The organism is Lysinibacillus sp. EB271-A1-10B (genome assembly GCF_058791335.1).
Genome location: NZ_JBYTDL010000003.1, coordinates 89,469 through 116,193 on the forward strand (window position 1 = coordinate 89,469; position 26,725 = coordinate 116,193).

The 26,725-nt window shown below is 36.4% G+C and carries 23 protein-coding genes and 1 riboswitch; of the genes, 18 read left to right on the forward strand and 5 right to left on the reverse strand.

Going from position 1 to position 26,725, the window contains the following annotated elements; translation table 11 throughout:
* The first annotated feature begins 329 nt into the window (after positions 1–329).
* Entirely contained in the window at positions 330–1,406 is a 1,077-nt protein-coding gene (murG, locus tag AC3WSK_RS05645) for an undecaprenyldiphospho-muramoylpentapeptide beta-N-acetylglucosaminyltransferase (RefSeq protein WP_492413711.1), read from the forward strand.
* 223 nt (positions 1,407–1,629) lie between these two features.
* Here the strand turns inward: murG and AC3WSK_RS05650 are convergent, their stop codons facing one another.
* On the reverse strand, positions 1,630–2,178 hold the full coding sequence (locus tag AC3WSK_RS05650; protein WP_079562248.1) for a GNAT family N-acetyltransferase: 549 nt from the start codon (positions 2,176–2,178) through the stop codon (positions 1,630–1,632).
* 529 nt (positions 2,179–2,707) lie between these two features.
* On the opposite strand from AC3WSK_RS05650, the gene AC3WSK_RS05655 reads away from it, so the two are divergent.
* The 10 genes from AC3WSK_RS05655 to AC3WSK_RS05700 all read left to right on the forward strand — a co-directional run bounded on the left by AC3WSK_RS05655 (position 2,708) and on the right by AC3WSK_RS05700 (position 16,153).
* Positions 2,708–4,723, forward strand: coding sequence for a diguanylate cyclase domain-containing protein (locus tag AC3WSK_RS05655; RefSeq protein ID WP_079562249.1), 2,016 nt, complete (start codon positions 2,708–2,710; stop codon positions 4,721–4,723).
* Positions 4,724–4,967: 244 nt separating this feature from the next.
* Positions 4,968–5,642, forward strand: coding sequence for a response regulator transcription factor (locus AC3WSK_RS05660; protein ID WP_079562250.1), 675 nt, complete (start codon positions 4,968–4,970; stop codon positions 5,640–5,642).
* Positions 5,639–7,024 (forward strand): ATP-binding protein, encoded by a 1,386-nt coding sequence (locus AC3WSK_RS05665; protein WP_492413708.1) that lies wholly within the window; start codon positions 5,639–5,641, stop codon positions 7,022–7,024. Before AC3WSK_RS05660 ends, AC3WSK_RS05665 begins: the two co-directional genes overlap by 4 nt.
* Before the next feature lie 230 nt (positions 7,025–7,254).
* The gene (locus tag AC3WSK_RS05670) at positions 7,255–10,077 is read left to right on the forward strand and encodes a 2-oxoglutarate dehydrogenase E1 component (RefSeq protein WP_079562252.1); all 2,823 of its coding nucleotides are present in this window, start codon (positions 7,255–7,257) and stop codon (positions 10,075–10,077) included.
* Between the two features lie 94 nt (positions 10,078–10,171).
* Complete coding sequence (odhB, locus tag AC3WSK_RS05675; protein WP_492413706.1) at positions 10,172–11,413, forward strand: 2-oxoglutarate dehydrogenase complex dihydrolipoyllysine-residue succinyltransferase; 1,242 nt, start codon at positions 10,172–10,174, stop codon at positions 11,411–11,413.
* Between the two features lie 598 nt (positions 11,414–12,011).
* A riboswitch (Lysine riboswitch) is annotated at positions 12,012–12,198 on the forward strand.
* Positions 12,199–12,313: 115 nt separating this feature from the next.
* On the forward strand, positions 12,314–13,180 hold the full coding sequence (locus AC3WSK_RS05680) for a transporter substrate-binding domain-containing protein (protein ID WP_427484070.1): 867 nt from the start codon (positions 12,314–12,316) through the stop codon (positions 13,178–13,180).
* 189 nt (positions 13,181–13,369) lie between these two features.
* Positions 13,370–14,095, forward strand: coding sequence for an amino acid ABC transporter permease (locus AC3WSK_RS05685; RefSeq protein WP_079562255.1), 726 nt, complete (start codon positions 13,370–13,372; stop codon positions 14,093–14,095).
* Between the two features lie 12 nt (positions 14,096–14,107).
* Entirely contained in the window at positions 14,108–14,839 is a 732-nt protein-coding gene (locus AC3WSK_RS05690; RefSeq protein WP_079562256.1) for an amino acid ABC transporter ATP-binding protein, read from the forward strand.
* Positions 14,840–15,061: 222 nt separating this feature from the next.
* The gene (locus AC3WSK_RS05695; protein WP_427484069.1) at positions 15,062–15,289 is read left to right on the forward strand and encodes a hypothetical protein; all 228 of its coding nucleotides are present in this window, start codon (positions 15,062–15,064) and stop codon (positions 15,287–15,289) included.
* A gap of 666 nt (positions 15,290–15,955) precedes the next feature.
* A complete protein-coding gene (locus AC3WSK_RS05700; RefSeq protein ID WP_079562258.1) occupies positions 15,956–16,153 on the forward strand; it encodes a DUF6501 family protein in 198 nt (65 codons plus the stop codon).
* A gap of 117 nt (positions 16,154–16,270) precedes the next feature.
* Here AC3WSK_RS05700 and AC3WSK_RS05705 read toward each other — a convergent pair whose 3' ends face one another.
* Together AC3WSK_RS05705 and AC3WSK_RS05710 are read right to left on the reverse strand one after the other, a co-directional pair.
* Positions 16,271–17,335, reverse strand: coding sequence for a toxic anion resistance protein (locus AC3WSK_RS05705; protein WP_492413702.1), 1,065 nt, complete (start codon positions 17,333–17,335; stop codon positions 16,271–16,273).
* Positions 17,332–17,982: a 5-bromo-4-chloroindolyl phosphate hydrolysis family protein gene (locus AC3WSK_RS05710; RefSeq protein ID WP_079562260.1), complete on the reverse strand. Its 651-nt coding sequence runs from the start codon at positions 17,980–17,982 to the stop codon at positions 17,332–17,334. The genes AC3WSK_RS05705 and AC3WSK_RS05710 overlap by 4 nt, the downstream gene beginning before the upstream one ends.
* Before the next feature lie 622 nt (positions 17,983–18,604).
* On the opposite strand from AC3WSK_RS05710, the gene AC3WSK_RS05715 reads away from it, so the two are divergent.
* The 4 genes from AC3WSK_RS05715 to AC3WSK_RS05730 all read left to right on the forward strand — a co-directional run bounded on the left by AC3WSK_RS05715 (position 18,605) and on the right by AC3WSK_RS05730 (position 22,377).
* Entirely contained in the window at positions 18,605–19,507 is a 903-nt protein-coding gene (locus AC3WSK_RS05715) for an ABC transporter substrate-binding protein (RefSeq protein WP_492413739.1), read from the forward strand.
* A gap of 82 nt (positions 19,508–19,589) precedes the next feature.
* Entirely contained in the window at positions 19,590–20,597 is a 1,008-nt protein-coding gene (locus AC3WSK_RS05720; RefSeq protein WP_427484087.1) for a FecCD family ABC transporter permease, read from the forward strand.
* Positions 20,594–21,577, forward strand: a complete 984-nt coding sequence (locus AC3WSK_RS05725; protein WP_492413700.1) for a FecCD family ABC transporter permease — start codon at positions 20,594–20,596, stop codon at positions 21,575–21,577. The genes AC3WSK_RS05720 and AC3WSK_RS05725 overlap by 4 nt, the downstream gene beginning before the upstream one ends.
* Before the next feature lie 17 nt (positions 21,578–21,594).
* Positions 21,595–22,377 (forward strand): ABC transporter ATP-binding protein, encoded by a 783-nt coding sequence (locus AC3WSK_RS05730; protein WP_492413698.1) that lies wholly within the window; start codon positions 21,595–21,597, stop codon positions 22,375–22,377.
* Positions 22,378–22,467: 90 nt separating this feature from the next.
* Here AC3WSK_RS05730 and AC3WSK_RS05735 read toward each other — a convergent pair whose 3' ends face one another.
* Positions 22,468–22,800, reverse strand: a complete 333-nt coding sequence (locus AC3WSK_RS05735) for a DUF3139 domain-containing protein (RefSeq protein ID WP_079562264.1) — start codon at positions 22,798–22,800, stop codon at positions 22,468–22,470.
* 231 nt (positions 22,801–23,031) lie between these two features.
* On the opposite strand from AC3WSK_RS05735, the gene AC3WSK_RS05740 reads away from it, so the two are divergent.
* Entirely contained in the window at positions 23,032–23,298 is a 267-nt protein-coding gene (locus AC3WSK_RS05740) for a hypothetical protein (RefSeq protein WP_492413696.1), read from the forward strand.
* A gap of 396 nt (positions 23,299–23,694) precedes the next feature.
* Here the strand turns inward: AC3WSK_RS05740 and AC3WSK_RS05745 are convergent, their stop codons facing one another.
* On the reverse strand, positions 23,695–23,817 hold the full coding sequence (locus AC3WSK_RS05745; RefSeq protein WP_079562266.1) for a YjcZ family sporulation protein: 123 nt from the start codon (positions 23,815–23,817) through the stop codon (positions 23,695–23,697).
* A gap of 915 nt (positions 23,818–24,732) precedes the next feature.
* On the opposite strand from AC3WSK_RS05745, the gene AC3WSK_RS05750 reads away from it, so the two are divergent.
* Complete coding sequence (locus tag AC3WSK_RS05750; protein WP_492413694.1) at positions 24,733–25,398, forward strand: MBL fold metallo-hydrolase; 666 nt, start codon at positions 24,733–24,735, stop codon at positions 25,396–25,398.
* 72 nt (positions 25,399–25,470) lie between these two features.
* A complete protein-coding gene (locus AC3WSK_RS05755) occupies positions 25,471–26,178 on the forward strand; it encodes a DNA alkylation repair protein (RefSeq protein ID WP_492413692.1) in 708 nt (235 codons plus the stop codon).
* Positions 26,179–26,725 lie beyond the last annotated feature (547 nt).

Here is a 26,725-nt window from a genome sequence, read left to right on the forward strand (position 1 = left end):
ATAAAAGACTGTATACAAAAGTAGTATAGCTACAATGGCTTTTAACTTCTTTCAGCGACAGTTACCACCTATATAGGTGATAAGTTACTTATTAGTGTGTGTGCAAGCATCCACTGAAAGAAGGAATTCAGTCTAAGAACGCCACGTCCTGTGGCAACGACTGAGTGACCAACATCGTGTTGGCCCAAAGCCTCCGGCGGATGTCACGAAATCGGAAAGGAGTTCTTTGTTAACACAAAACCGATTTCTGACGCAAAGTGTATCTGTGCGAAAGCGAAGCGACAGCAACAATTATGCCGGTGCATAATTGATGGAATAGGAGAATTAATGTGAATCAACAAACAATCATTTTAACCGGTGGAGGGACAGCTGGTCACGTATCGCTTAATCAAGCGATACTCCCGTCTTTACAAGAACTAGGTTATGATGTCCATTATATTGGCTCAGACCAAGGCATTGAGAAAGAATTAATAGGCGAGGCGTTTCCTAATGTTCCGTTTTACGGTATTTCTAGTGGGAAATTGCGCCGTTATTTCTCGATGAAAAATTTTACAGATCCATTTAAAGTGCTTGCTGGAATGATACAGGCTTTTCGTATTATTAAAAAAGTGAAACCACAAGTCATTTTTTCAAAGGGCGGATTTGTTTCTGTACCTGTAGTCATGGCTGCGAAATTTGCTGGTGTTCCCGTAGTCATTCATGAATCAGATGTTACACCTGGCTTAGCCAATAAAATTGCGCTACCATTTGCATCACACATCTTTACGATTTTTGAGGAAACATTACAGCATCTGCCGAAAGAAAAGGCAACATGCACAGGCTCTATTATTCGCGAAGAGTTATTTATGGGAGATCGAGCGAAAGGGTTAGCTCTTTGTGGCTTTACCACATTAAAACCTGTTCTTCTTGTGATGGGAGGCAGTCTAGGTTCAGTTGTCTTGAATGATGCACTTTGTCAAAATTTACCAGAGCTTGTGAAGCAGTTTCAGATCATCCATTTGTGTGGTAAAGGGAACTACGACGAATCATTTGAATCGATGTCTGGATACAAGCAATTTGAATATGTGACAACGGAATTGCCGGAGCTATTACACGCAGCAGACTTTATCGTCTCACGTGCGGGTTCTAATTCGATTTTTGAATTTTTAGCACTGCACAAGCCGATGTTGCTAGTGCCGTTATCTGCACAAAAAAGTCGTGGTGACCAAATATTAAATGCCAACTTATTTAAAAGACAAGGCTATGCAGAAGTGTTGCAAGAGGAAGAGTTAACAAAGGAATCGTTTAAAAAATCAGTTCATGTGTTAACAGAGCGTAAAGCAGAAATGGTTTCAACGATGGAAAAAACGCAAAGACCGAAAACCCCTGAAGAAATGGCGAAATTGATTTTACAATATAAAAAGTAGTTTTTCGTTATCACAGCCTTTAATTAAAACACAATTACAGTAATAAAATGAAACAAAGCTAAAAATAAGCTATGTGTCTGCCATGAAGACGGAGCACATAGCTTATTTTTATCCGGGATGAACGGGCAGTAATTAATCTTTATCGAAAGTAAAGACTGGTAAAGACAAATGATCAGCGAAGGCTGCAGAAAACCATCGCTGATTATAGTTTCGCTTTATGAAATTACATCGCTTGTTCTTCGCCTTCCGCCACTTGATTGGCAGTTGTAAGGTAGAATAAGTCTTTTGGGATTTTATATAAATTAAATTGCGCCTCGCCTCTGTTAACTTGTGCTAATAATGTTGGATGACTTTCATTTGCGCTCACAACATAAGGTAGCTTTAAGGCTGCACGCTGTGATTTTATATTTTCAACTCGAATACGGAGAAATACCGTATGGAAATTATAATCAAAAAATAGTTCATTCAAAAAAAGCATTTTTGCTTTTTGGTTATAACCTAAACCTTGATAAGGGAGTCCAATCCACGTTCCTATAAAGCCTGCACCATCCTCCACATCATGAATGCTAATGGTGCCGATCGGTTGACCCCAATCATCAGTAATTGTCCTTGAAATAGCGAGTCCCTTCGCTTCTTCTTCAATCAGTTGTTTTGTCATAAACCAATATTCATCAGCGGATGTGGCTTTTTGACGGACAAAAGGGAATACAGAAGGGTGTGATAATAGCTCATAGAGCTCTGTACATTCATGTAGGTCTCGATGTTTAAGCATACGAAACGCCTCCTTTACTAGGGTAGTTAAAACAATTCCTTTAAAACATAAAGAAGAAAACTAAAATTCGTACTGGAATTAAAACCCAAAGAACTAGACGTTCAAACTATGATAACCATAATCTCCCGCTGTCTTACTGATTTTTCGACCATACCGAAAAAAGGCTAGTTTTTTTAATATAATATAACAATCACACTGCTTTATGCAATCATTTTCCTCGCTAAAACAAAAAATAAGTTTTTGTGACTGAAAATTCTGAAAAATAGGTAATCGGGTAGATAGTTAAAAACTGTTAATGTATAATTTTGTAGAGTATTAAGTCTATAATATCAATTTTTGAATAAAATAGTGTTTCTTTAGGATTATTTTATTTCTTTAAAAGAGGTAAAATATCAAAAATTACCCTAAAAAGGATATAAATTTTCCAATTCGAGAAGGGTAGTTCTTTTAAATTATGTTATAATAGTAGTATTGATTTTTTTGTATGAACAAAAACTATATTACTATTAACGACTTATGGGGTGGCAGCATGAAATATCTTTTAAGCGAAGTCTTATTTAATGAATTATTTTTTGGAAAAGATTTTGTCTTTTTAATGAAAAAAGTGGGAGACGATTATCAATATATTCGCTTAAATCAAGCAGCTAGAGCTTTGTTTCCACAAGAGGCGAATGGGAAAATGCTTTCTTCCCTTACCCAAAGTCGTAGTTTCACTACAATTCAAGAAAATTACAATCAAGCGATTATAATGCGTAGTCAAGTTGATTATGTGGATTATGCCTATTATAAATCAGAGGTTCGTAAATACGAGACATCTGTTCGTCCGCTTAAACATAATAAAGAAGACTATATTTTAGCTATAACTAAAGAGATTCTCTATGATCGTAGCATCGAAGATAAGTTTTTGTTTCTGCGTTCAATGTTTGATCATGCCTTCTTTTCGACAGTCATCTTATCAGCTGAAGGGACTATTTATGAAGTGAATGCCAGCTTTACAAAAGACTTTGAATTAGATACTGAAACAGTTAAACAGCATCTATTCATTGATCTACCGATTGTTCCTAAAGATGAAGTAGAAAATATACAGAACTATTTACAAAAAGCAGCTATGGGCGAAAATATTGGCGAAAAACTCATTAAGCTTCATACACTGGATAAAAAAGAGCGCAAGTATTTAGTTTCACTATCCCCAGTTATGCAGGGGGATAACTCTTTTGCTATTTTTCTTATCATGCAGGATTTCACACAATTCACCGAACAAAAGGCAGAGTTACGCTCAAAATCTCATGGTTTAGAGGTGTTTAAGGCTGCACTCAATTCTGCAGCTTCCATTGCTGTTCTAGATAGAAATGCAAAAATTTTAGAAGTAAATGATTTGTTTTTAAATGCAACAGGCTTCATTGCAGAAGAGCTAATAGGTCAATCTTCCTTAGAATTAATCGAGCCTCGTAACGATACAGAAGAGTTAGTACAAATACTTAGGACGGGGAGTGTTTGGAGAGGGGAGTTATGCTATCGTACAAAATTCCATGCTGATTGCTGGGTAGAGACAACTATAGTTCCATTGAAAAATGAATTTGGCGAAACAGAACAATATTTATCCATTAACTATAATATTACGGACAAGAAAAGAATGTTAACGGAATTGAAAAATATTGAACGAACATTCCGTCTCATTACAGAAAATACAAATGATTTAATTGTCATAACGAACGAAGATGGCATCATTATTTATGCCTCGCCTTCTTATGAGATGTATTTAGGCTACGAAAATGTAGAATTACAAGGTCAGTTTTACAATAATATTGTCGATGAACAAAGTAAGAAGGCTTGGCAAACGTTTCTAAATAATTTTTCGGGTCTAACAGAAACACAATTTGAGCTTCTACTAAAGGCGAAGGACGGTACGCCTGTTTGGACTGAAGGAAACGTAACAGTTGTTCATGATCCAAAGCGTGAAAAAGTATCACAAATTATGATGGTATCTCGAGAGATTACTCATCGTAAGGAACGAGAGAATGATCTATTATATTTAGCCTATCACGATACATTAACACAATTACCAAATCGCCGTTTTTTAAACAAGGAGTTCCCGAAAATATTGGCAGAAGCAAAAGAACATAATGAGTGTTTAGCTATACTCTATATCGATGGGGATGACTTTAAGACTGTAAATGATCAGCATGGCCATGACACGGGGGATGATTTTATCCGAAAGTTTGGTCAAGTATTAATCACCGCGGTACGTAACCACGATTTAGTGATTCGAATGGGTGGTGATGAATTCGTTGTCGTCTTAACAGATTTAACTAGGGATGGTAAGACGAGGCATACTCAAATGATGGATATTATAAATCGCATTCGTAATGAACTGAAAAAAGGTTGGACGATTGAAAAACATCACTTTGCACCAACAGCGTCCATTGGTATCGCTTATTATCCGGATCACGGTCAAACATTAAATGGATTGCTAGAATTAGCAGATCAAGCTTTATATAAAGCGAAGGAAATCGGGAAAAATAATCACTATATTACTGACATTTAATCAACTATGCCTCGGCAACAACACAAGGGCCGACTCAATGTCGGTCATTTCGGTAATGACTGGCGTTTTTAGCGATGCTGGTCAATTAGCCGTTATCGCATGGATACAATGATTTCTCCTTAGAATTTTAAAAAAAGTCTGTATTACAAGTAGTTGCTTGTGGTACAGACTTTTTGTTTGATGGTATGCTATAACCGGATTAAGGAAAAAACCTTATCGTTAATTTGGAATAGAAGGTGATGTAATGCCGAAAAAAATACTTTTGGTGGAAGATGAGAAGCATATCGCTCGTTTTGTAGAACTAGAATTAAAACATGAAGGCTATGATGTATTAGTCGCTTTTGATGGACGTGAAGGACTTGAACTAGCTTCATCTGATAATTTTGATGTGTTGTTATTAGATGTAATGCTTCCGGGTATAAATGGAATTGAAATTTGTCGTCGAATACGCACGCAATCGAAAGTACCTATTATATTGTTAACGGCACGAGATGCTGTGATGGATCGTGTAGCTGGCTTAGATGCTGGTGCAGATGACTACATAGTAAAACCATTCGCTATTGAAGAACTATTAGCTAGAATTCGTACTATTTTACGTCGGGTGACACCGGATGAAAAAATGGAGAAATCATTACATTTTCGAGATATCGAAATGGATATCGCGGCATATGAAGTTTTTGTACAAGGGAATAAGCTTGATTTAACGAAAACAGAATATGATCTACTAAAACTATTAATAGAACATAAAAACAAAGTTTGTACACGGGAGCTAATTTTAACCTCCGTATGGGGGTATGATACGGATATAGAGACAAATGTCGTAGATGTATATATTCGGCATTTGCGAACGAAACTACCGGGTGATACGAATGCCTATATTGAAACCGTTCGTGGGGTTGGGTATGTGATGCGTGAATGAAAAAATGGAGAGATTATTTAGTCAATCAGTCATTACAAAGAAAATGGATGCTAACTTCTAGTGCTGTTATATTTTTTAGCTATACTATTATATGTATTGTCGTATATATTTCACTTCATACATGGCTATCAAATGACGAGGCAAGTAAAATCAAACGGACAAGCGATGATTTGGTGTATTTTTTAGAGTCACAAGGACCTGATCTTACCATTCAGGAAATTCAACAAAATAAAGGTCTTATAGATTCTATTGCCGATCGTGATCAAACGATTAGAATGTTTAATTTAGATGGCGATCAGATTCTTCGTATTAATAATACTTCCCAGGCTGCACCTCTTTCCTCAATGGGGGAAATTATTGATATGACAATTGATAAAAAAGATGTCATTGTCATTAATGAACCGATTCAACTTGGTTTCTTTCATGGATATATTCAGGTGATTCATCCTTTATCGAAGTTCCAGTCTTTGATGCATTATTTATTGACGACAATGCTAATAGCGGGCTTAGGAGCATTATTGTTATCAGCATCTATTGGTTTTTATCTTGCAAATTATTTGATGAAACCATTACGGGCGTTACGTTCATCGATGAAAACCGTTATGGATAAAGGATTTAATGAACCGATTCAACTAACTTACACGTCTCATGATGAGATAGGTGATTTATTGAAAATGTACAATACGATGATGAATGAATTGCAAATATCATTTGCACAGCAGCAACAATTTGTTGCAGATGCCTCTCACGAATTACGAACGCCTATTCAGGCAATTGAAGGGCATCTATCCCTTTTGAAAAGATGGGGGAAGGATGATCCTGAAATTTTAGAGGAATCTATTAATACTTCGCTAACGGAAATTGCACGAATGCGAAAAATGATCGAAGAATTACTAGAACTTGCTCGTCGTGAGGAAAAAGATATCGATAGTGAGGCTGATGCAGTAGCTGTTATAGAAGCGGTAATCGAAGAGACGAGACTCCTTCACCCAAAAGCTCGAATAACACTGTCGAAAAATGATGAAATAGGGCGGATATTTATAACAGAAAATGCACTTAGCCAAATTGTTCGTAATATAATAGAAAATGCTATTCGTTATTGTGAAATAGTTCCTGAAATTCAAATTTCACTTGCTGTTTCCGAGAAGGAAGTATTGTTAAAAGTGGAAGATAATGGGATTGGAATAGCAAAAGAAAATATTCCATTCATTTTTGATCGCTTTTATCGGGTCGACGAGGCAAGGAATCGTCAAATCGGAGGAACAGGCTTAGGGCTTAGTATTACAAAAATGTTACTTGAAAAATACAATGGCTCTGTAGAAGTCAAGAGTGAGAAAAATGTTGGAACCGTTTTCTTCATGAAATTCCCTTTGAAAAATTGAGAAAAATACACGCTTTATTTCATTATTCTATCCTTTGGGAAAAAAATTGCTTAATTTGCTAAAAAGAGTTGTATTTTTTGTGAAGAGTAGTAAGATTGAGATGGAAAAAACGTTCTTTAAATAATGGATGAGAAGTCAAACATCCTTTAAAAGAACGGAAAATTATTATATAATTAATTGTAATTTAATTAATGGAACTGCCGAAAGGCAAAATTTGGAGGTCATTTTTCATGTCGAACAACGTTACAACTGTAAGTTCTCCATGGTCAGCTTTTTCTGGTCCTAACCTAGGATATGTGATGGAGCAATACGACTTATTCTTACAGTCTCCTGAAGAAGTAGAACCGGAGTTAGTATTATTATTCCAACAATTTGGTGCACCAGTAGTAGTAGAAGGTGAAGTAGCTGTAGCTAGTAATGCAGCAGCTCCTGCTGGCGATTACAAGAAAGTGTTAGCAGCTGTGAAATTAGCAGATGCAATCCGTACAAACGGTCATTTAGCGGCAGATATTTATCCTTTGAAAAACCGTGAACTACAAACAGCTCAAATTGAAGAAAGCGCGTTCAACTTAAGCGCTGCAGATTTAGCTGAAATTCCTGCAGCTGTCTTCTTCAAAGATGTGCCAGCAAACGTGAAAAATGGTAAGGATGCAATCGATTACTTAAAATCTGTTTATACAGATAAAGTAGCATTTGAATATAATCACGTAGTAGCAACTGAAGAACGTGATTGGATTCAAGCACAAATTGAAACAGCTTCATTTAAACAAGCATTAGCTTCTGATGAGAAAAAAGCTTTATTAGACCGTTTAACTCGTGTTGAAAACTTCGAGAAGTTTATTCATAAAACTTTTGTAGGTCAAAAGCGTTTCTCTGGTGAAGGTTTAGATACTCAAATCGTCCTATTCGATGAAATTTTGAAAACAGCTGAAACAAATAGCGTTAAAAATGTACGTATTGGTATGGCCCACCGTGGTCGTTTAAATGTGTTAACACACATTTTAAATAAACCATATGACATGATGTTCTCTGATTTCGCACATGTTTCTAATGAATTATTTATGCCAGAAGATGGTCGCCTTGAAATTACTAAAGGCTGGACTGGTGATGTAAAATACCACATGGGTGCTTCTTACAACCGCGAATCTGGTATGAATGTTAAACTTGCTTACAACCCTTCTCACTTAGAAGTAGGAAATCCTGTTGTTTTAGGTACTGCACGTGCTGCACAAGATGACACTTCTAAACCAGGGCAAGCTATTCATAACCGCACAAAAGGATTAGGAATTCTTGTGCATGGTGATGCTGCGTTCCCAGGTCAAGGGATCGTAACAGAAGTATTAAACTTTGCAAAAACTGAAGGGTTCACTACTGGTGGTACAATCCACATCATTGCTAACAACATGATTGGATTTACAACTGAACTACAAGACTCTCGCTCATCTGTATATTCTTCTGACCCTGCAAAAGGTTATGAAGTACCAGTTGTGCATGTAAATGCAGATAGCCCTGAATCTGTAGTTTTAGTTGGTCGTTTCGCAGCTAGCTACCGTCAAAAATTCGGTAAAGATATTATCGTTGACCTTCTTGGTTACCGTCGTCATGGTCATAATGAAACGGATGACCCAACTGTAACAAACCCTGAAACGTATAAATTAGTTTCTAAACATGAACCTGTCCGTTCTTTATACGGTGCTCAATTAGCAGCTGAAGGTGTAGTTTCTGCTGATGAAGTAGCAGCTTTAGATAAAGCTATTTATGCAGAAATGCAAGCAGCTTATGATCATGTAAGAGAAATGGCAGATAAAGATGAACATAAACATTTAGAAATGCCAGAAGAATTAAAAGTAGAATTCCCACAAATTGATACAGCAGTTGGTGCGGAACGTTTAGAAAAAATAAATGAAGAGCTTTTAGTGTTTGAAGAAAACTTTGAACCACAGAAAAAGCTTGGCAAAATTTTAGAAAAACGCCGTGATGCATTTGCTTCTGCAAAAATCGACTGGGGTCATGCAGAAACTTTAGCTTATGCAACAATTATTCAAGATGGCACACCAGTACGATTTACAGGTCAAGATGCACAACGTGGTACGTTCTCTCAACGTCACCTAGTGTTACATGACAAAAACAATGGTAATTTATTCACGCCACTTCACCATATTTCAGGTGCAAATGCATCATTTTCAGTACACAACTCTCCACTTACAGAAGCTGGGGTAGTAGGCTTTGAATATGGTTACAATATAGAAAACGACCATGTATTATCAGTATGGGAAGCTCAATTTGGTGACTTTGCTAACATGGCACAAGTTATGTTCGATAACTATATTTCAGGTGCACGTGCTAAATGGGGTCAAAAATCTGGTTTAGTAATTCTTTTACCACATGGTTATGAAGGTCAAGGTCCAGAACACTCTTCAAGCCGTATGGAACGTTACTTACAAATGTCAGCTGAAAATAACTGGTTCGTAGCAAACTGTTCAAACGCAGGTAACTACTACCACTTATTACGTCGTCAAGCAGCATTATTAGGTACTGAAGGCGTTCGTCCACTTGTGGTTGTATCACCTAAGTACTTACTTCGTCACCCATTAGCTGCAGCAAATGCTGATCAATTAGCAAATGGTTCATTCCAAGAAGTAATTGAACAACCAGGCCTAGGTTCAAAACCAGAAGCTGTAGAGCGCATTGTTTTAGGTTCAGGTAAAGTCATGATCGACATCGCAGACCGTATTAAAGACGGTGAAGGCTTCGATCACCTACACATTACTCGTGTAGAACAACTTTACCCATTCCCAAAAGAGCAAGTTGCTGGTATTATTGCTAAGTATCCTAATGTAAAAGAAATTGTTTGGGTACAAGAAGAGCCTAAAAACCAAGGTTCTTGGAATTATGCATTAGAAACATTACACGACCTTTCAGAAGGTAAAAAGCTACGTTATGTAGGCCGTCCTGCAATGAGCTCAACTTCTGAAGGTGATGCAGATTCTCATAAAGCAGCTCAAGCCGCACTTGTAGAAGAAGCAGTTGCTGAGCCTGTAAAGGTTAAATAATCATATATTAAATATTTTTGAGAGCCGGGCTACTTGCTTAGGCAGTAGCCCATTGATGTGCACCAATGCACGTTAATTAAAGGAGGAAATGAAAGTGGCTGAAATTAAAGTCCCTGAATTAGCAGAATCGATTACAGAAGGTAGTATCGCACAGTGGGTAAAAAAAGTGGGCGATCGCGTTGAAAAGGGTGAATTCATCGTTGAACTTGAAACAGATAAAGTAAACGCTGAAATCATCTCTGAAGAAGCAGGAGTTTTAACTCAAATTTTAGCTGAAGAAGGCGATACTGTACTTGTAGGTCAAGTAATCGCAGTTGTAGAAGCTGGCGAAGGTGCAGCACCTGCTCCAGTTGCAACAGCTCCAGTTGAGGCAGCTCCAGCTCCAGCAGCACCACAAGCAGCACCTGCTCCAGTTGCAGCAGCTCCAGTTGTAGTAGAAACTTCTGGTGAGCGTGTAATCGCGTCTCCAGCAGCACGTAAACTTGCTCGTGAAAAAGGTATTGACCTTGCTGCTGTATCTCCAGTAGATCCACAAGGCCGTGTACGTGTACAAGACGTTGCAGCTCATGGTACAGCTCCAGTAGCAGCACCACAAGCAGCTCCAGCAGCACCTAAAGCAGTAGCAGCTGTTGATGAATCACGTGTGACAATTGAAAAAATGAGCCGTCGTCGCCAAACAATTGCAAAACGCTTACTTGAAGTAAAACAATCTACAGCAATGTTAACAACATTTAACGAAGTAGATATGACAAACGTTATGGCTTTACGTTCTCGTAAAAAAGACCAATTCTTCGAGTCAACTGGCTCTAAACTTGGTTTCATGTCATTCTTCACAAAAGCTGTAGTTGCAGCACTTAAAAAATACCCATATGTGAATGCACAAATCTCAGGCGATGAAATTCACTTAAACAACTTCTTTGATATCGGTGTAGCTGTATCAACAGAAGAAGGTTTAGTAGTACCAGTAGTACGTGACGCTGACCGCAAAAACTTTGCTGAAATTGAAGATTCAATTGCAGACCTAGCTAAAAAAGCACGCGACAAAAAATTAGGTTTAGCAGATCTTTCAGGTGGCTCATTCACAATTACAAATGGTGGTGTATTCGGTTCATTAATGTCTACACCTATCATGAATGGTACACAAGCTGGTATCCTTGGTATGCACTCAATCAAAAAACGTCCAGTTGAAGTGAATGGTGAAGTAGAAATTCGCCCAATGATGTACTTGGCACTTTCTTATGACCACCGTATTATCGATGGTAAAGATTCTGTAGGCTTCCTTAAAACTGTTAAAGAACTACTTGAAAACCCAGAAGATTTATTATTAAATTCTTAATTCCTGAGTTTCTTAAAACCTTGCGAACATCGTTTCGCAAGGTTTTTTAGCTTTTTATGAAGCATTTGTGGGAGGGAAGGATAAAAGAGCCAAAGTGACGGATAGAAGAGTCAGAACGACGGATAAATGAGTCGGAGTGACGGATAAAGCAAGCGAAGCGACCGAAAGAAGAGCTGAATCAACGGAAAAGTTGTCCGATCGTTTGTGAAAGCTTCACAGTAAAAATGCGTATAGTGCAAATGGTGTTATCTTTACAGTTCAACAATTTCTTTTGAATTACTATAAAATAATTTAAATATTAATTATTTGCTTGATTTCTGAAAAATCAGTTCTTTGTCGCGTGTGTTACAAGCGTATCCACGTATATAAGTTGGTTGGAGTACGTACAATGGAGCATGGGCGATTTTACGGACTTTCTCGACAAAACATTCGAATAAATCATTTTCGACTTTGCAAAAGTGTATATATGTCTTTAAAAGGCTAAAAAACCCTAATATTGTAATTAATCAGAAAAGTAATAAAATTGTCTTGACGAAAATATTGTTTTTATAGTAGTATCTTAATATCAATTAAATATACAAACCTCACATTTATCCTATTGTGAGGTAGAGGCGCGGTATTTATTAGTTCATTGTTGAGTATAAGCAAGCGAAGACGCAATGGAGAAGGAACTATCGCCGAAGTATAAAAGGAGCTCGTACTTTTATGCTGGGTCTGCAGTGAATAAGTGCAGGACTGTCCTAGTGAATTATTTTCCAGGTTTACTAGGTTGTGCTATCTCGGAATGATGGAATTTTAGTGAGGATTTGGGCAACTGTTAAAAAAGTAAGACCTAAGTTCAGTACTTAGGTCTTTTTTGGTACAGTTGTCTTATTTTTTTACAGAAAAGGGGAATGTTACATGAAAAGAAAATGGTTAGTATTAATGTTGACCGTAATGACAGCAATCTTGCTAGCAGCTTGTGGTGCTAGTGACAAGAAGGAGACGACATCGTCTAGTAATGGCAGTGCAAGTACTGATAAGAAAGAAGAAAGCGGCCAATTCCGAATCGGGATGGAGGCGGGCTATGCTCCGTTTAACTGGACGCAGCAAAGTGATGCAAATGGCGCGGTAAAAATTGCCGATAATGCAGAATATGCAGGCGGTTATGATGTACAAATGGCGAAAAAAATAGCTGAAGGCTTAGGAAAAGAATTAGTCATCGTAAAATTGGAATGGGATGGCTTAGTACCAGCTCTACAATCAAATAAAATAGATGCAATCATAGCAGGTATGTCACCTACTGCAGAGCGCAAGCAGACAATCGACTTCACTGACAATTACTATACATCTGATTTTGTAATGGTTGTTAAAAAAGGTAGTAAATATGAAAATGCAACATCTATTCAAGATTTCTCAGGTGCAAAAATTACTTCACAATTAAATACATCTAACTACACTGTTATTGATCAAATCAAAGGTGTAAAAAAACAAACAGCAATGGATAGCTTCCCAGCAATGCGTGTAGCAGTAGAAGCTGGAAAAATTGACGGCTATGTAGCAGAACGTCCAGAAGGTATTTCCGCTGCTGCTACAAATGATAAATTCACATATGTAAAGTTTGAAAAAGGCTTTGATACAGATGTTTCTAATACATCTATTGCAGTTGGTTTACGTAAAGGTGATGCTGAGCTTGAAAAAATCAATGAAATCTTAAAAGGTATTTCAGAAGATGATCGTCAAAAAATTATGGAAGAAGCAATCCACCACCAACCAGCAGCACAATAACAAGAATGCACGGGCTAACTATTAGCCCGTGCATTCCATAACATCTCATTTAATAACAATCACAAAAAAATAATAATGTCTTAGCTAATAGTTTCATAAAATTAAAGAAACAGAAGCCCAATGAAAGTGGTTGATAGCTAAGAGACAACAGTAACGAAAAAGCAACACGACGTTGTTAGGAGGTACATCATGAGTCTTGATTGGATTATTTCTATTGTTGAGAACAACTGGCAAATGTTTTTACGAGGTGCTTATTATACATTACTTATTTCAATTAGTAGTACAATTATTGGTGCACTTATCGGATTTTTCATCGGAATTATGCATACCATAAAGGTTCGTAAAAAAGGTGTAAATTTCTATAGCTTAAAGCTCATTAATTTTTTACTAACATGCTATGTCGAATTCTTCCGTGGTACACCAATGATTGTACAAGCAATGGTTGTATTTTACGGATTAGATATAGCATTTGGCATTGATATGCACTTTATTACGGCAGGTATTTTAGTTGTTTCACTAAATACAGGTGCTTATATGGCAGAAATCGTACGAGGTGGAATTGTTTCCATTGATCAAGGGCAGTACGAGGCCGCATCGGCTATTGGCATGAATCATGTTCAAATCATGCTACATGTTGTATTACCACAAGTTGCCCGAAATATATTGCCGGCAACAGGTAACCAATTAATTATGAACATTAAAGATACAGCAGTTTTAAACGTTATTGGGGTTACAGAATTATTTTTCCAAACAAAGTCGATTGCGGGTAATAACTTCCGCTATTTCGAATCCTTCTTTATAGCATGTATCCTATATTTCGTCATGACATTCACAGCATCAAGAATTTTACTGTATATTGAAAAGCGACTGGATGGACCAGATGCCTACAAAAAACAACAGAAAGAAGCAGTATAGGGGGATGAGCAAATGACAGTTATTAAAATAGAGCATTTAAGTAAATCATTTGGTCGTAACCAAGTGTTGAAGGATGTAAATTTTCAAGTAGAAAAGGGTGAGGTTGTCTGCTTAATCGGTTCTTCTGGATCTGGTAAATCAACACTATTACGCTGCATTAATTTACTGGAAACACCAAGTGGCGGTCAAATTTTTTATAAAGATGAAAACATTTTAGACGATAAACATAATATCCAAGAGTACCGAACACATTTAGGCATGGTATTCCAGCAATTTAACTTATTCAATAATCATAATGTGCTAAAAAATTGCACAGTTGGTCAAATGAAAGTATTAAAGCGTTCGAAGGCAGAAGCGGATGAAGTGGCACTAAAATATTTACAAATTGTTGGTATGGATCAATACGTCAATGCGAAGCCTCGGCAACTATCTGGCGGTCAAAAACAGCGTGTAGCGATTGCACGAGCATTGTCAATGAGCCCAGATGTAATGCTGTTTGATGAACCGACGTCAGCTCTCGATCCAGAAATGGTTGGAGAAGTATTAAAGGTAATGCGTCAGTTAGCGGATTCCGGAAATACGATGTTAATCGTTACACATGAAATGGAATTTGCTAAAGAAGTAGCCGATCGTGTAGTCTTTATGGATAAAGGTGTTATTGTAGAGGATGGCCCTCCAACTCAGGTTTTAGTAAACCCTCAGCATGAACGGACAAAAGCGTTTTTAAAACGGACATTAAGATAAAAAAGTTTACGCGTTTGGTAATGAATAACTAAAAAAGTGAGTCAAAACGAATTTTATTAATAGTCAATATATAATGTGTAACAATTAAGCTGAACTAAATTAGTTCAGCTTTTATTTGTGATTAAGATATAATCTGGGCCACTCCAATTTAACGGTACAGTCAACTCTAGGAACTTTCTTCTACTGATAGCGTCAATTTTAGGCAGTTAAGGGGGTAGGACTTTGAAAAAATTATGTATTCTATTTACCGTAATTAGTGTTCTATTACTTGGATGTTCGCAAGAAAAAAGCTATAACGTATGGGTTGATTCATCAACACAAAGTCAAGAAACTATTGATTCAGCGATAAAAAGGCTTTCTAAAGCCGGGGTTGATTTCATTATTGATGAAAATGGTAGTGTCTTAGTAAATGAAAAAGAGATGGATAAGGCTGTAATGTGCTGTTCTTAAGCTGAAGGGGACTCTTTTTCGAAAAGGATAATGCCTTTTTTATAATTATTATGCACTTTATTGAAACGAAAATCACGAAATGGTTTTAGGAAGCAAAAGTTCAGTGATGCTAACATTGTAACTTAAACTTTCAAGTCTCCAAACAGAATATCGAAGTAAAGTGGCAAGGGCGACTGATGAGCCTGTTCACTGCAGTCCGTATAATAAAAATAAAAACGTACACTACTAAAATTGAATTTAGTAATGTACATTTTTAATTTTTTACTGAGTTATTTTCTAGAATTCCATTCTGCGTATAAAATAAAACAAATTGCAAATGCAACGGCCAGGATAAAAAACCATTGCGGTACACCACCAAAGCTCATGTTAACACCTCGAAGTAAAATTTTTTATTAATTTTCTCCATTCATTTAGACTCCAAACTCTGCATGTATTGGGATGAGAGCTACAGTGAAATATCTACTGAATGAAGACATGTCCTCAGACGCATTGTTTATCTGTGCGACAGCACCTATTACACCAATACGAAATTGATATGGTTAAAAAAATGGATAGTTAGGGAGAAAATATGGTCATCTATGGTTTTTTTCTCCACAAGCGTACAAAAATATTATAAAATAAGCTGTATACATTAGCTTCGTGCTAGTAAAGAGAGGTAGAGAGATTATGTTACATTTAAAATGGAAAGATGCTCCAACAGTACGCACAGTTACTTGTAAGCATACAAATGCATCAAAATATTTAGTGTCAAACGTATTAACAGTAGGGCAACAATATGATGTGAAAAACGAAACAGAAGAGTTCGTTTTTATTATCGATAACACTGGTAATATTGGTGGCTACTATAAAGATTATTTTGAATAAGCAAATCAATTTCGCATTGGCGTAATTGATTCCGGATTTTCATTCAATAGGTTTGAATGAAAACCAAAGGGTGGTTCAGATGATTTCTGAGCCACCCTTTTTGTTGATAAAACGGAATCATCCATGCTTAAAGGTTTTTAATTCAGCAACTTCTTGTAGATGCTCTTTTTCCTGCTCAGTAGCTGTATGAAGGGCGAAGACATCTTGGATAGCTGACTTCAGCTCATGCTGTGTTTCTTTGAATTTTGATACTTGCTGTGCAAAGGAAGGGCTCGTAAAACGATCATTTGCACGAGATAATTTTTCCTCTAGCTGCGCGTAGCGATGATCCATATGCATAGACAACATCATAGCTAACTGATTTTTCCAAAGTGGAATAAGGGTAACGATTGAAAATTCTATTTTTTCCGCTAGTGTTTGATTGGATTGTTGGATCATGCGTATTTGTGGCGCAGTTTGTAAGGCAACTTGCTGAGAAACTTGTAGGTCATAAATACGTTGATCTAGACGTTCGATTTGAGCGGCAAAATCATTGAGCTGCTGGACAGCTAGTGGCTGTTTTGATGCCTGTACACTTGTCACTTTTTCTGGAAGTTCAACTTCAATGGCTTGCTGCTTCTTCATTTGTCCAGCTGCAATGGCAGTCGCTAACTCTTCAAAGTATCCTCTATTATGTGCATACAGTTCTTCTAGCATTTCTACATCTTTAAACATTTGAAGCTGTGCACGTTCAAGCTGAACACCAATTCGCTCTACTTGGATACTAGTCCGTTCAAACTCCGTTAATGTTTGCTTAACAGTAGGCTCAATTTTACCAAACATTTTTTTAAAAAAGGACTGTTTTTTTGGTTCTAATGCGTTAGGGTCCACTCGGTCTAATGTATGCATTAACGAGTCTAACATTTGGCCAATTTTTGTGACGTCTTTCTGTTTTACTTGTGCAAGCATTCGATCAGCAAATTGAGAAAGTGATCGCTGTGAATCTTGCCCTAAGGACAGGACTGATTCGAAGTTAGTTAGGTCAAGCTGACTAGCATATAAAAGTGCACGACTTTGTGCAAGTGGCGATAGCGTTTCATACGTCGCCATCGCCTCATTATTTGTAGTTTCTAAATAAGATTGCACAAGAGGGGAAATACCTTGTATTGTATTTAGTTGAAATGCGTGATCATTTGCCGTCACTTATCATCGCCTCGCCACTCCAATTGTTCTTTTCGTCGTATATTGGAACGATTCGCAAATTCGATTTCCATTTGAAGATGGTCGATGTCGTTAGAAAGCGCATCCTTTAAATCAATTTGAATCGTATCATTTAAATCTGTAAGTGTTTCTCTTGTTTTAGATAAGGTAATTTGTATTTCCTTATCTTTCACAGGCTGCCTTGATAACATCGTATATTTATCCGTTAATTCAACAGCGGATGGGAGATGTGCATAAAAAAACTGTTCAACATTATAAAATTTTCGTGGATCTGTTTTAACAATTTTCACGATATTCTTTGAAATACGTGTCATTTCGAGTAATTGCTTAAATGCAGAAACAGAACGTACACGTAAGTAGTTTTGACTTAATGTTTGAATGTTTTTATTGGCTGCTTTAAGTTGAGTTTCAATATGTTTGTATTCTTCTTTTGTTATACCGGCTAATTGTATGAATTTCTTTTTCTGTCTATGTTTCAACAACGTCGTACTTGACGCGTATGTTCCAGCGAACAATAAACTACCAAGTAAGTATCCTGGTGTTGCCGCAAATGCTGCGATAGAAACAGTTGTGAGAGAAATTAAGAGGCTAGCGGTATGTCTAGAGAAAAACTGTCCGACACTGAGCATGTTTCTTCCTCCTAGCATTTAAATATGTCTATCTTCTTATACGAAATAATCGACATAAAGTTTCAATGAAAAAATAAACCTTACATAAATTTTACAGCTATTTGTAAAGTTTCTCAATGATATTACTTTGGAACAGGGAATTTCCTTATCTTTTTAATAGGCACAGTGGAACGAAGTCGGACCAAACAATAATCGACATCGCTAGTTCCAGATACTCATTGAGAGGTTGAAAACTTTAACTATCAAAGATTTTTTATTATTGCATAATCAAATCGTAGCTATTCATATAATTCGCAAATTGTTTGTCTTGCTCCACTTACGTACATATTTTAACATAATGAATTCTCAGTAGTTTGAATGTCATTTTGTGTTAAATGAAATGTTTCATAGCTGATCTTTTGTGAGAGATGAGGATCGAACTTATAAAATAAAGTAGAAATAATAAAATTTTGTTAAAAAATGATAATAAGGGAATTATTAAGTAAAAAAATATTTTTTATATAAAACTATTTACACATAGTGAATATGGTGTTATAAAAAGAGAATGATAATTGTTATCAAATGAATTGATGGAGGCTTTCAAGTGTTTTTTAGATGTAACAAAAAAACGATTGGCTTACTAATGGTTGTTTCAATGCTTTTCTTATTAGTAGGTTGCAATTCAAAAGATGCGTCAAATAAAGATGCAAAAGATGTAACAGAATCAATCAGTATCAAACATGAAATGGGGACGACAAAAGTTCCGACAAATGCTAAAAAGATAGTTGTTTTAGAACTTTCTTTTGTGGATGCTTTACAAGGTGTTGATATTACACCGATTGGTATTGCAGATGATAATAAAACGGACATGATTGAGAAGCTTGTAGGCAAAAAAATAAACTATACTTCTGTTGGTACTCGTGAACAGCCAAACTTGGAAGTTATTAGCTCACTTCAACCAGATTTAATCATTGCGGATGTACAACGTCATAAAAACATTTATGAGGACTTACAAAAAATAGCGCCAACGATTGAATTGAATAGTCGTGAGTCAACATATATAGAAAATATTGATTCATTCAAAACAATTGCGAAAGCTGTAAATAAAGAGGCTGAAGCTGAGAAACGTCTCAAAGAGCACGATAATAAATTGGCTGCTTTAAAAGCTGAATTAGCTGATGAAAAAGGAAAAAGTATTTTAACAGCAGTTGTTCGTGATACCTCTTTCCAAGGACATACGGCTTCTTCTTATGATGGTGAACTTTTAGAGAATTTAGGCTTTGAAATTGCTGCAAAAAGTAATGAAGCTTATGTGGAAATCAACTTAGAGCAACTTTCAACAATCGACCCTGATATTTTAGTGTTAGCGCAGAATGAAGGTAAATTAGTTATTGATGATTGGAAGTCAAATCCTCTTTGGAAAAATTTAAAAGCTGTGAAAGAAAACAAAGTTTTTGTAGTAGATCGCGATTTATGGACTCGTTATCGTGGGGTTATTTCATCTGAAGCAATTGGTGATGACCTTGTTAAACAATTAAAAGATTAATTTCTTTACTAAAAGCGAGAATGTTGATAATACAACATTCTCGCATTACTTATTTTTAGATATGTTTTCAGTTAAAGGTGTGATACAAACAATGGGTTCTAAACGAACATTGAATATATGGGTCGTTGCATTTATAAGTCTATCTTTACTTTTAATTGGTTTATTTTTACACCTCAGTGTTGGTTCGACTATTATGAACATCCATACAATTTTTAATGCAATCTTTCAAATAGATCAGTCAAGAGAAACAACGATTATTCAGACGCTACGCTTACCTCGAACAATACTTACGGTGATGGTAGGGGCTGCATTAGCAGTAGCAGGCGCATTGATGCAAGCTATTACACGAAATGCACTTGCTTCTCCAGAAATCTTTGGTGTCAACGCGGGTGCCTCATTAGCTGTAGCATCTGCTACACTGCTATTTGCAACACTGAGTCCATCAATGACCGTGTATGCAGCGTTTATTGGTGCATTGCTTGGAGGAATAACAGTATATGTATTCGCCTCTGGAAGGAAAATGACACATGTCAAACTAGCACTTGCTGGAACAGCGATTCATCTTTTCTTTTCTTCTATTACACAAGCTATCGTTATTTTAAATGAACGCGCAACCGATGTGCTCTATTGGCTTGTTGGATCTCTGAATGGGAAAGATTGGACACATGTACAAGTTGCATCGCCGTGGATCATTATTGGACTGGCAATTGCCTTTTTACTCTCGCGTTCATTTTCCATATTATCATTGGGAGAAAGTATGGCGTCCAGTTTAGGTGAAAGAGTTCAATTGATTCGCCTAATTGGAGGGTTACTAGTTATTATGTTGGCCGGCTCTTCGGTTGCAGTGGCAGGTCCAATTAGTTTTATTGGTCTAATTGTGCCTCATATTACACGGAAACTTGTCGGTCCGGATTATAGCCGGGTCATCCCATTTTCGGCACTTTTAGGAGCAACTTTATTATTATATGCAGATATTTTATCTCACTTTATCGTATATCCTTATGAGTCACCGGTGGGAATTGTTACTGCTCTGATAGGCGCTTCATTTTTCTTGTATTTAGTAAGGAAGGAGCGACTTATAAAGCAATGATTAGAAAGAAAAAGCCTAATTTACTGATTAGCATCTGTGGAATTATTTTGCTCGCGTTTTCTTTTATTAGTTTAGGAATTGGATCTATATCAATATCACCTATCGATATTTTTAATACATTAATAGGACATTCTAGTGATAATTCTTTTATTTTGTTTAACTATCGTTTACCTCGTATGATTATTGCGATTATTGTGGGAGCATCATTGGCAGTTGCAGGAGCAATTTTACAAATTATATTGAAGAATCCACTAGCTTCTCCGGATGTTGTTGGTGTCACAAAGGGAGCTAGCTTATTTGCAGTTGCTTCTATGATTTTACTACCTAATGCTTTGACAATCATGTTGCCTATATCAGCACTTTTAGGAGCGGTCACTGTAGCAACAATTCTATTAGTTTTTGCTTATAAGCAAGGCGCAAAAACGCACTCCTTTGCTTTAATAGGAATAGCATTAAGCGCGATATGCCAAGCGGGTATTCAATTTTTTATCGTTAAATTCCCTGATAATGTTAATACTACATTGCTTTGGCTTACTGGGAGTTTATGGGGACGTAGCTGGAACGAAATACTGTTCTTAATCCCTTGCATTATTTTGTTACCGATCATGCTATTATTTGCTCGGAAATTAGAGATTTTAGGATTGGGTGATAAGGTGGCGGCAAGCCTAGGTGAAAATGTGCAATTATTACGTTATAGTTTCCTTTCTGTTAGCGTAATTTTAACAGGTGCTTCTGTAGCAGTAGTCGGATCAATAGGCTTCATAGGATTAGTAGTTCCACATCTTTCTAAAAGGCTTGTTGATACAAACGCACGTAGATTTTTAACAATGTCAGCTATTTTAGGTGCCTTATTTTTATTAATGGCTGATACGATAGGAAAAGGACTCATGCCACCAGTAGAAATTCCAGCTGGAATCGTTACAGCTCTCATTGGTGCGCCGTATTTTCTTTATTTACTTAGACGTGAAAAAAATAAGTGAAAGGATAATCGACTTTTATGACACAACTATCAGCAGAAGAATTAACACTGACTTATGAAACAAATACGATTATAGATGGAATCAATTTAAACATTCCGAAAGGGAAAATAACGATCATCATTGGGGCGAACGGTTGTGGAAAATCGACAATTCTTCATGCCTTAGGTCGTTTGATGAAGCCTAAACAAGGTAGTGTCTATCTAAATGGGAAAAACATTCATCAATATTCTCCGAAAGAAGTAGCAAAGCAACTTGCCTTTTTAGCGCAGTCACCAGAAATACTGGAAGATTTAACAGTAGAGGAATTATGTCTATACGGACGTCACCCACACAAAAGCTTGTTTGCACGCCATTCAGATAAAGATAAGGCAGTCGTGGAAGAAGCATTAAAAGCTACAAAAATGGATTTATTAAAAGATCGCACATTAGATGCATTATCTGGTGGTCAGAGACAGCGTGCTTGGATTGCTATGGCATTAGCGCAAGAAACAGATATATTACTACTTGATGAGCCAACAACATATTTAGATTTAGCACATCAAATTGAAGTACTTGAATTACTTCGCGCATTAAATCAGAAGCACAAAAACACTATAATAATGGTTCTTCATGACTTAAATCAAGCAGCGAGCTATGCAGATTATTTAATCAGTATAGCGGATGGGGAAATATATCAAGAGGGAACGCCTAATGATATTTTTACAGAAGAAATGATTCAACATGTATTTGGGCTCAATTCAAAAATTATCGAAAGCCCTGTTAATCAAGCCCCCATTTGCATTCCGATAGGTGTTATTTAAATTAAATAGTTTCATTTGAAATAAAAAGATTGAAGCAGTCGTTTTCAATCTTTTTATTTTTTTCTTTTTGAAAAAGCGCCTTTGCTAAGTTTAATCGTAAGGCTTAAAATGCTTTAATTGTTCTGGCGAAAGAGTTGTTCCATTTATTGTATAGTACTCAAATTGCCCTAAACGGTCTTTATCATGAGCAAAATAAATATAGACGACATTTGTTTCATCAGAAAAAATTACATTCACCCAATAACTTGGAAGACCTGCAAAGTGCCAATTACATTCAATAGATTGAATCGCTTTCTCCCGATACGACATATCTTCGATCAAATAGTTTTCGATTCTTTTTTCATATAGACGCTTTTTGATATGTACTGTACAAAATGGTGCAAGCAACATAATGATGATCCCAACAATCATTAATTTTTTCATTCGCCATCTCCCTAAACAGTTCTGCCTAATTTCGTTTCTATTAATTATTATATTGTCTTGTCGATTATAGATAGTCCTTTATATTTCATATAGTCAGTTCTAACTATATGTAGTTTTTTAATTCCATTTGAAAGAGATAAATATTGTTTAATAAGATAAACAACATTATAATAGTGTTAATTATATCCAATTCTTGAGATACTTTCATGTAGAAGAAAGGGAGTCTGCCATATGCTAAAGAACACAAACAAGAATGTTGAGATATTGGAAACTAAAATTATTTTAGAGAAATATAAGGAAAATATAGAATCAATTCAAAAATCGTTAAATCAACTAGAGTTGGAAGTTAGTAATTTGCAAAGTGAAGGTTTAGTTGAATTAGAAAAGCTAGCAAACGAATTAAATATGCTGCAGCTGCTTTCAACGAGTATAAAATTTAAAGCTAATAGTCTAAACTGTAATAACAATAAAACCATTGTGACATCAATAACTGAATAAAATAGTGATATCAAGTTCACATCCAATTTGAAATAGATTTATATAATGCTTCATAGATTGTTACATATTCTAAAGGGAGATAGATTCAAGAAGTACGTTATTACTAGCGTGCAATAATAAAGAAGCTAGACTACATAATGACTTAGACTAGTAACAACAGTTTCTAACTGGAAAGAGCATTGGATATATCTAATCTCATGAAGGGAGATTTCCTCAAATTTTGGACCGACAGCAAGGCGCCACACTCACAACGAGTAGTGGCTTTTTATTTTGCATGTTATTGCATCATTAAAAGGGCCACCGAAGGGTAGTGACCCTTAGATAAAATTCATTAGAGGTTTGAAGTTCATAATTGTCATGTTATGGATTAAATATCTATGATATATGTCAGGTACGTTAATACGAATTATACAAAAACGCTGCACCGATAATAATTAGGAGAATAAATAGAACAACAAGTAGCGCAAATGCTGAACCGTAGCCAGAACCAGATCCACCATTACCATAAGATTGAGACATAATAATTCCCTCCTTTCTGTAATTTATAATATGTATAGTTTTTTATAGGGGGTGAGATATCTATCATAGGTTGTCTTAGAAAAAGATTTAACTTCTTTCCGCGGGTATCTAAATACGCGCGGAAGGAGGGAATACCCGCGGAAGTAAGGTAAATACCCGCGGAAGCGAAGCGAATACCCGCGGAAGGAAGTCAAATACCCGCGGAAGCAAGGTGAATACCAGCGGAAGTGAAGCGAATACCCGCGGAGCAAAGCAATACCCGCGAAAGCAAGGCAAATACCCGCGGAAGTGAAGCGAATACCCGCGAAAGCAAGGTAAATACCCGCGGAAGCGAAGCGGATACCCGCGAAAGCAAGGCAAATACCCACGGAAGGAAGTCAAATACCCGCGGAAGCGAAGCGAATACCCGCGAAAGCAAGTCAAATACCCGCGGAAGCAAAGCAGATACCCGCGAAAACTGGCAAGACAATGTGCGTGGAAGTTTACTTTCCCAATTCATTGTAAGTAGATAAATAATTAACAATGACTAAGCATTTATTATTTGCACGAGTCAACAAATTGTACAAGATTCTCATACTATTCTCCTTATGAGTGACATCCGCTAGAGGCTTTGGACAAACGTATGTTGGTCACTCAGTCGTGTGTTGTTAACATCGCTGACGCCCGACTAACGCTTCACTTTCGCTAAGTAAATCACTTACTGAAGGAAGTTAAATTATTTTGTTCAGTATTAGTCCATATTGGCAGGAACTTTTGGACAGGTAGCTGAAGATAATATTATTGTATGTATTAGTAAGTTTTGTGATCGCGAATAGTATAAGCAGTATACATACAAAAGAGGTTCATTTCTTCACTTTTTTTGTAACTAAATCCAACTGTAATATCAAAAAGTCTAATTTGAAGGAGACCAAAGTTATGAAAATATCGAAGGGAGTAGAAATGCTCCATATTGAATTTCAAGAACATATTATTCATCCAACTCTTTTATGGGATCAAGAAATGGCTGTTTTAATAGATACTGGATTCCCCGGACAAATGGAAGATTTACGCGTGGCTATGGAAAAGGTCGGAGTGCCGTTGGATAAGCTAAAAGTTGTCATTTTGACGCATCAAGATATTGATCATATAGGTAGTCTTCCTGATATATTACAGCAGTATGGAAATACTATTAAAGTATATGCTCATGAATTGGATAAGCCTTATATTCAAGGGGATTTAACTTTGTTGAAGGATGGGCACCTAAAGAATCTACCAAAGGGCAAGGTTGATGATATTTTGAAAGATGGTCAAGAATTACCGTATTGCGGTGGGATTCGCATTATTCATACGCCAGGGCATACTCCTGGCCATATCAGCTTGTATTTGGAAGAAAGTAAAACACTAATTGCTGGAGATTCGATGTACTGTGTAAACGGAATAATTGGGGGAATTCATATACCGACTGCACTTGATATAAATGAAGCCCGAAACTCTTTGAAGAAATACCTAGAACTCGACATTGAATCTGTGATTTGTTACCATGGAGGACTGAGTATGGATAATATTAATGAGCAGATTCAAAAAGTAATTTCAGAACCTTAGTAAATTAATTCGTAAAAAGGCCACTATATATACTTGAGGAGTATAGTGTGATAAGAAGGGAAGTACAAAACTATGGATTTCGAAACAGTTATGCAGGAGCTTGAAGCCCTCGGTAAGGAACGAACTAAAAAAATGTATATATCCAATGGTGCGCATGAGCCTCTTTTTGGTGTTGCTACAGGTGCTATGAAACCCATTGCAAAGAAAATAAAAAAAAATCAACAATTAGCTGAAGAGCTTTATGCTACAGGTAACTATGATGCAATGTATTTTGCAGGCATTATTGCAGACCCAAAAGCAATGACTGAATCGGATTTTGATCGTTGGATAGATGGAGCGTATTTTTATATGCTATCTGATTATGTAGTGGCAGTAACATTATCAGAGTCAGATATTGCCCAAGATGTTGCTGATAAATGGATTGCAAGCGGTGACGAGCTAAAAGTGTCAGCGGGTTGGAGTTGCTATTGCTGGCTTTTAGGGAATCGCAAAGACAATGAATTTTCCGAAAGCAAGATTTCCAATATGCTCGATATGGTGAAAAATTCTATTCATGATGCACCAGGAAGAACAAAATCTGCTATGAATAATTTCCTATCCACAGTGGGGATTTCGTATTTGCCACTACATGAAAAGGCGATCGAGACCGCAAAGGAAACAGGGGTAGTTGAACTCAAAAGGGACAACAAAAAAACAAGTTTTTTAAATGCTTACGAAAATATTCAAAAAGAAATGGATAGAGGAAGAATCGGTTTCAAACGCAAGTATGTAAGGTGTTAATATTAGCTTTGCATCAATCCAAACGAATAACATCCTAAGTCACATCTATCAAGGTGTGGCTTTTAATTTTGCCTGCAAAGTCAGATAAATGGATCGAATTAACTTTGCTTATTGAGCTAAAAATTGTAAAGGACTAAAAGTATTGAGAGCGTTCCGTGCTATTCTATAACTTACAGAAAGAACATGATAGTCTTTCGCAATCAAGAAGTAGTAGACCTAATTTTTTTGTAATAGTTGAAATAGCGCCATTTACCACAGTAAATCAATGCGGAAGTGTCCTATATGCGCCTACGATTGCATACAGTGTTTGGAAGCAAACATTTGAAAGGATGTGGAAGCAAATGAAAGTAACGGTTAAAGAATGGCGTGTAATGTCTGATCACAACAAACAATTACTTTTAAATGCGGTGGCGACTAAATAAAACATAAATAAAAAGAAGAATGAGAACATGCAGCAGCAAATACAACAAGTAATAGAAATAGCAATTTGGTCTAGAAAGTAATAACAATGTTTATAGTATATCGGCACAAATAATCAATTAAGAGT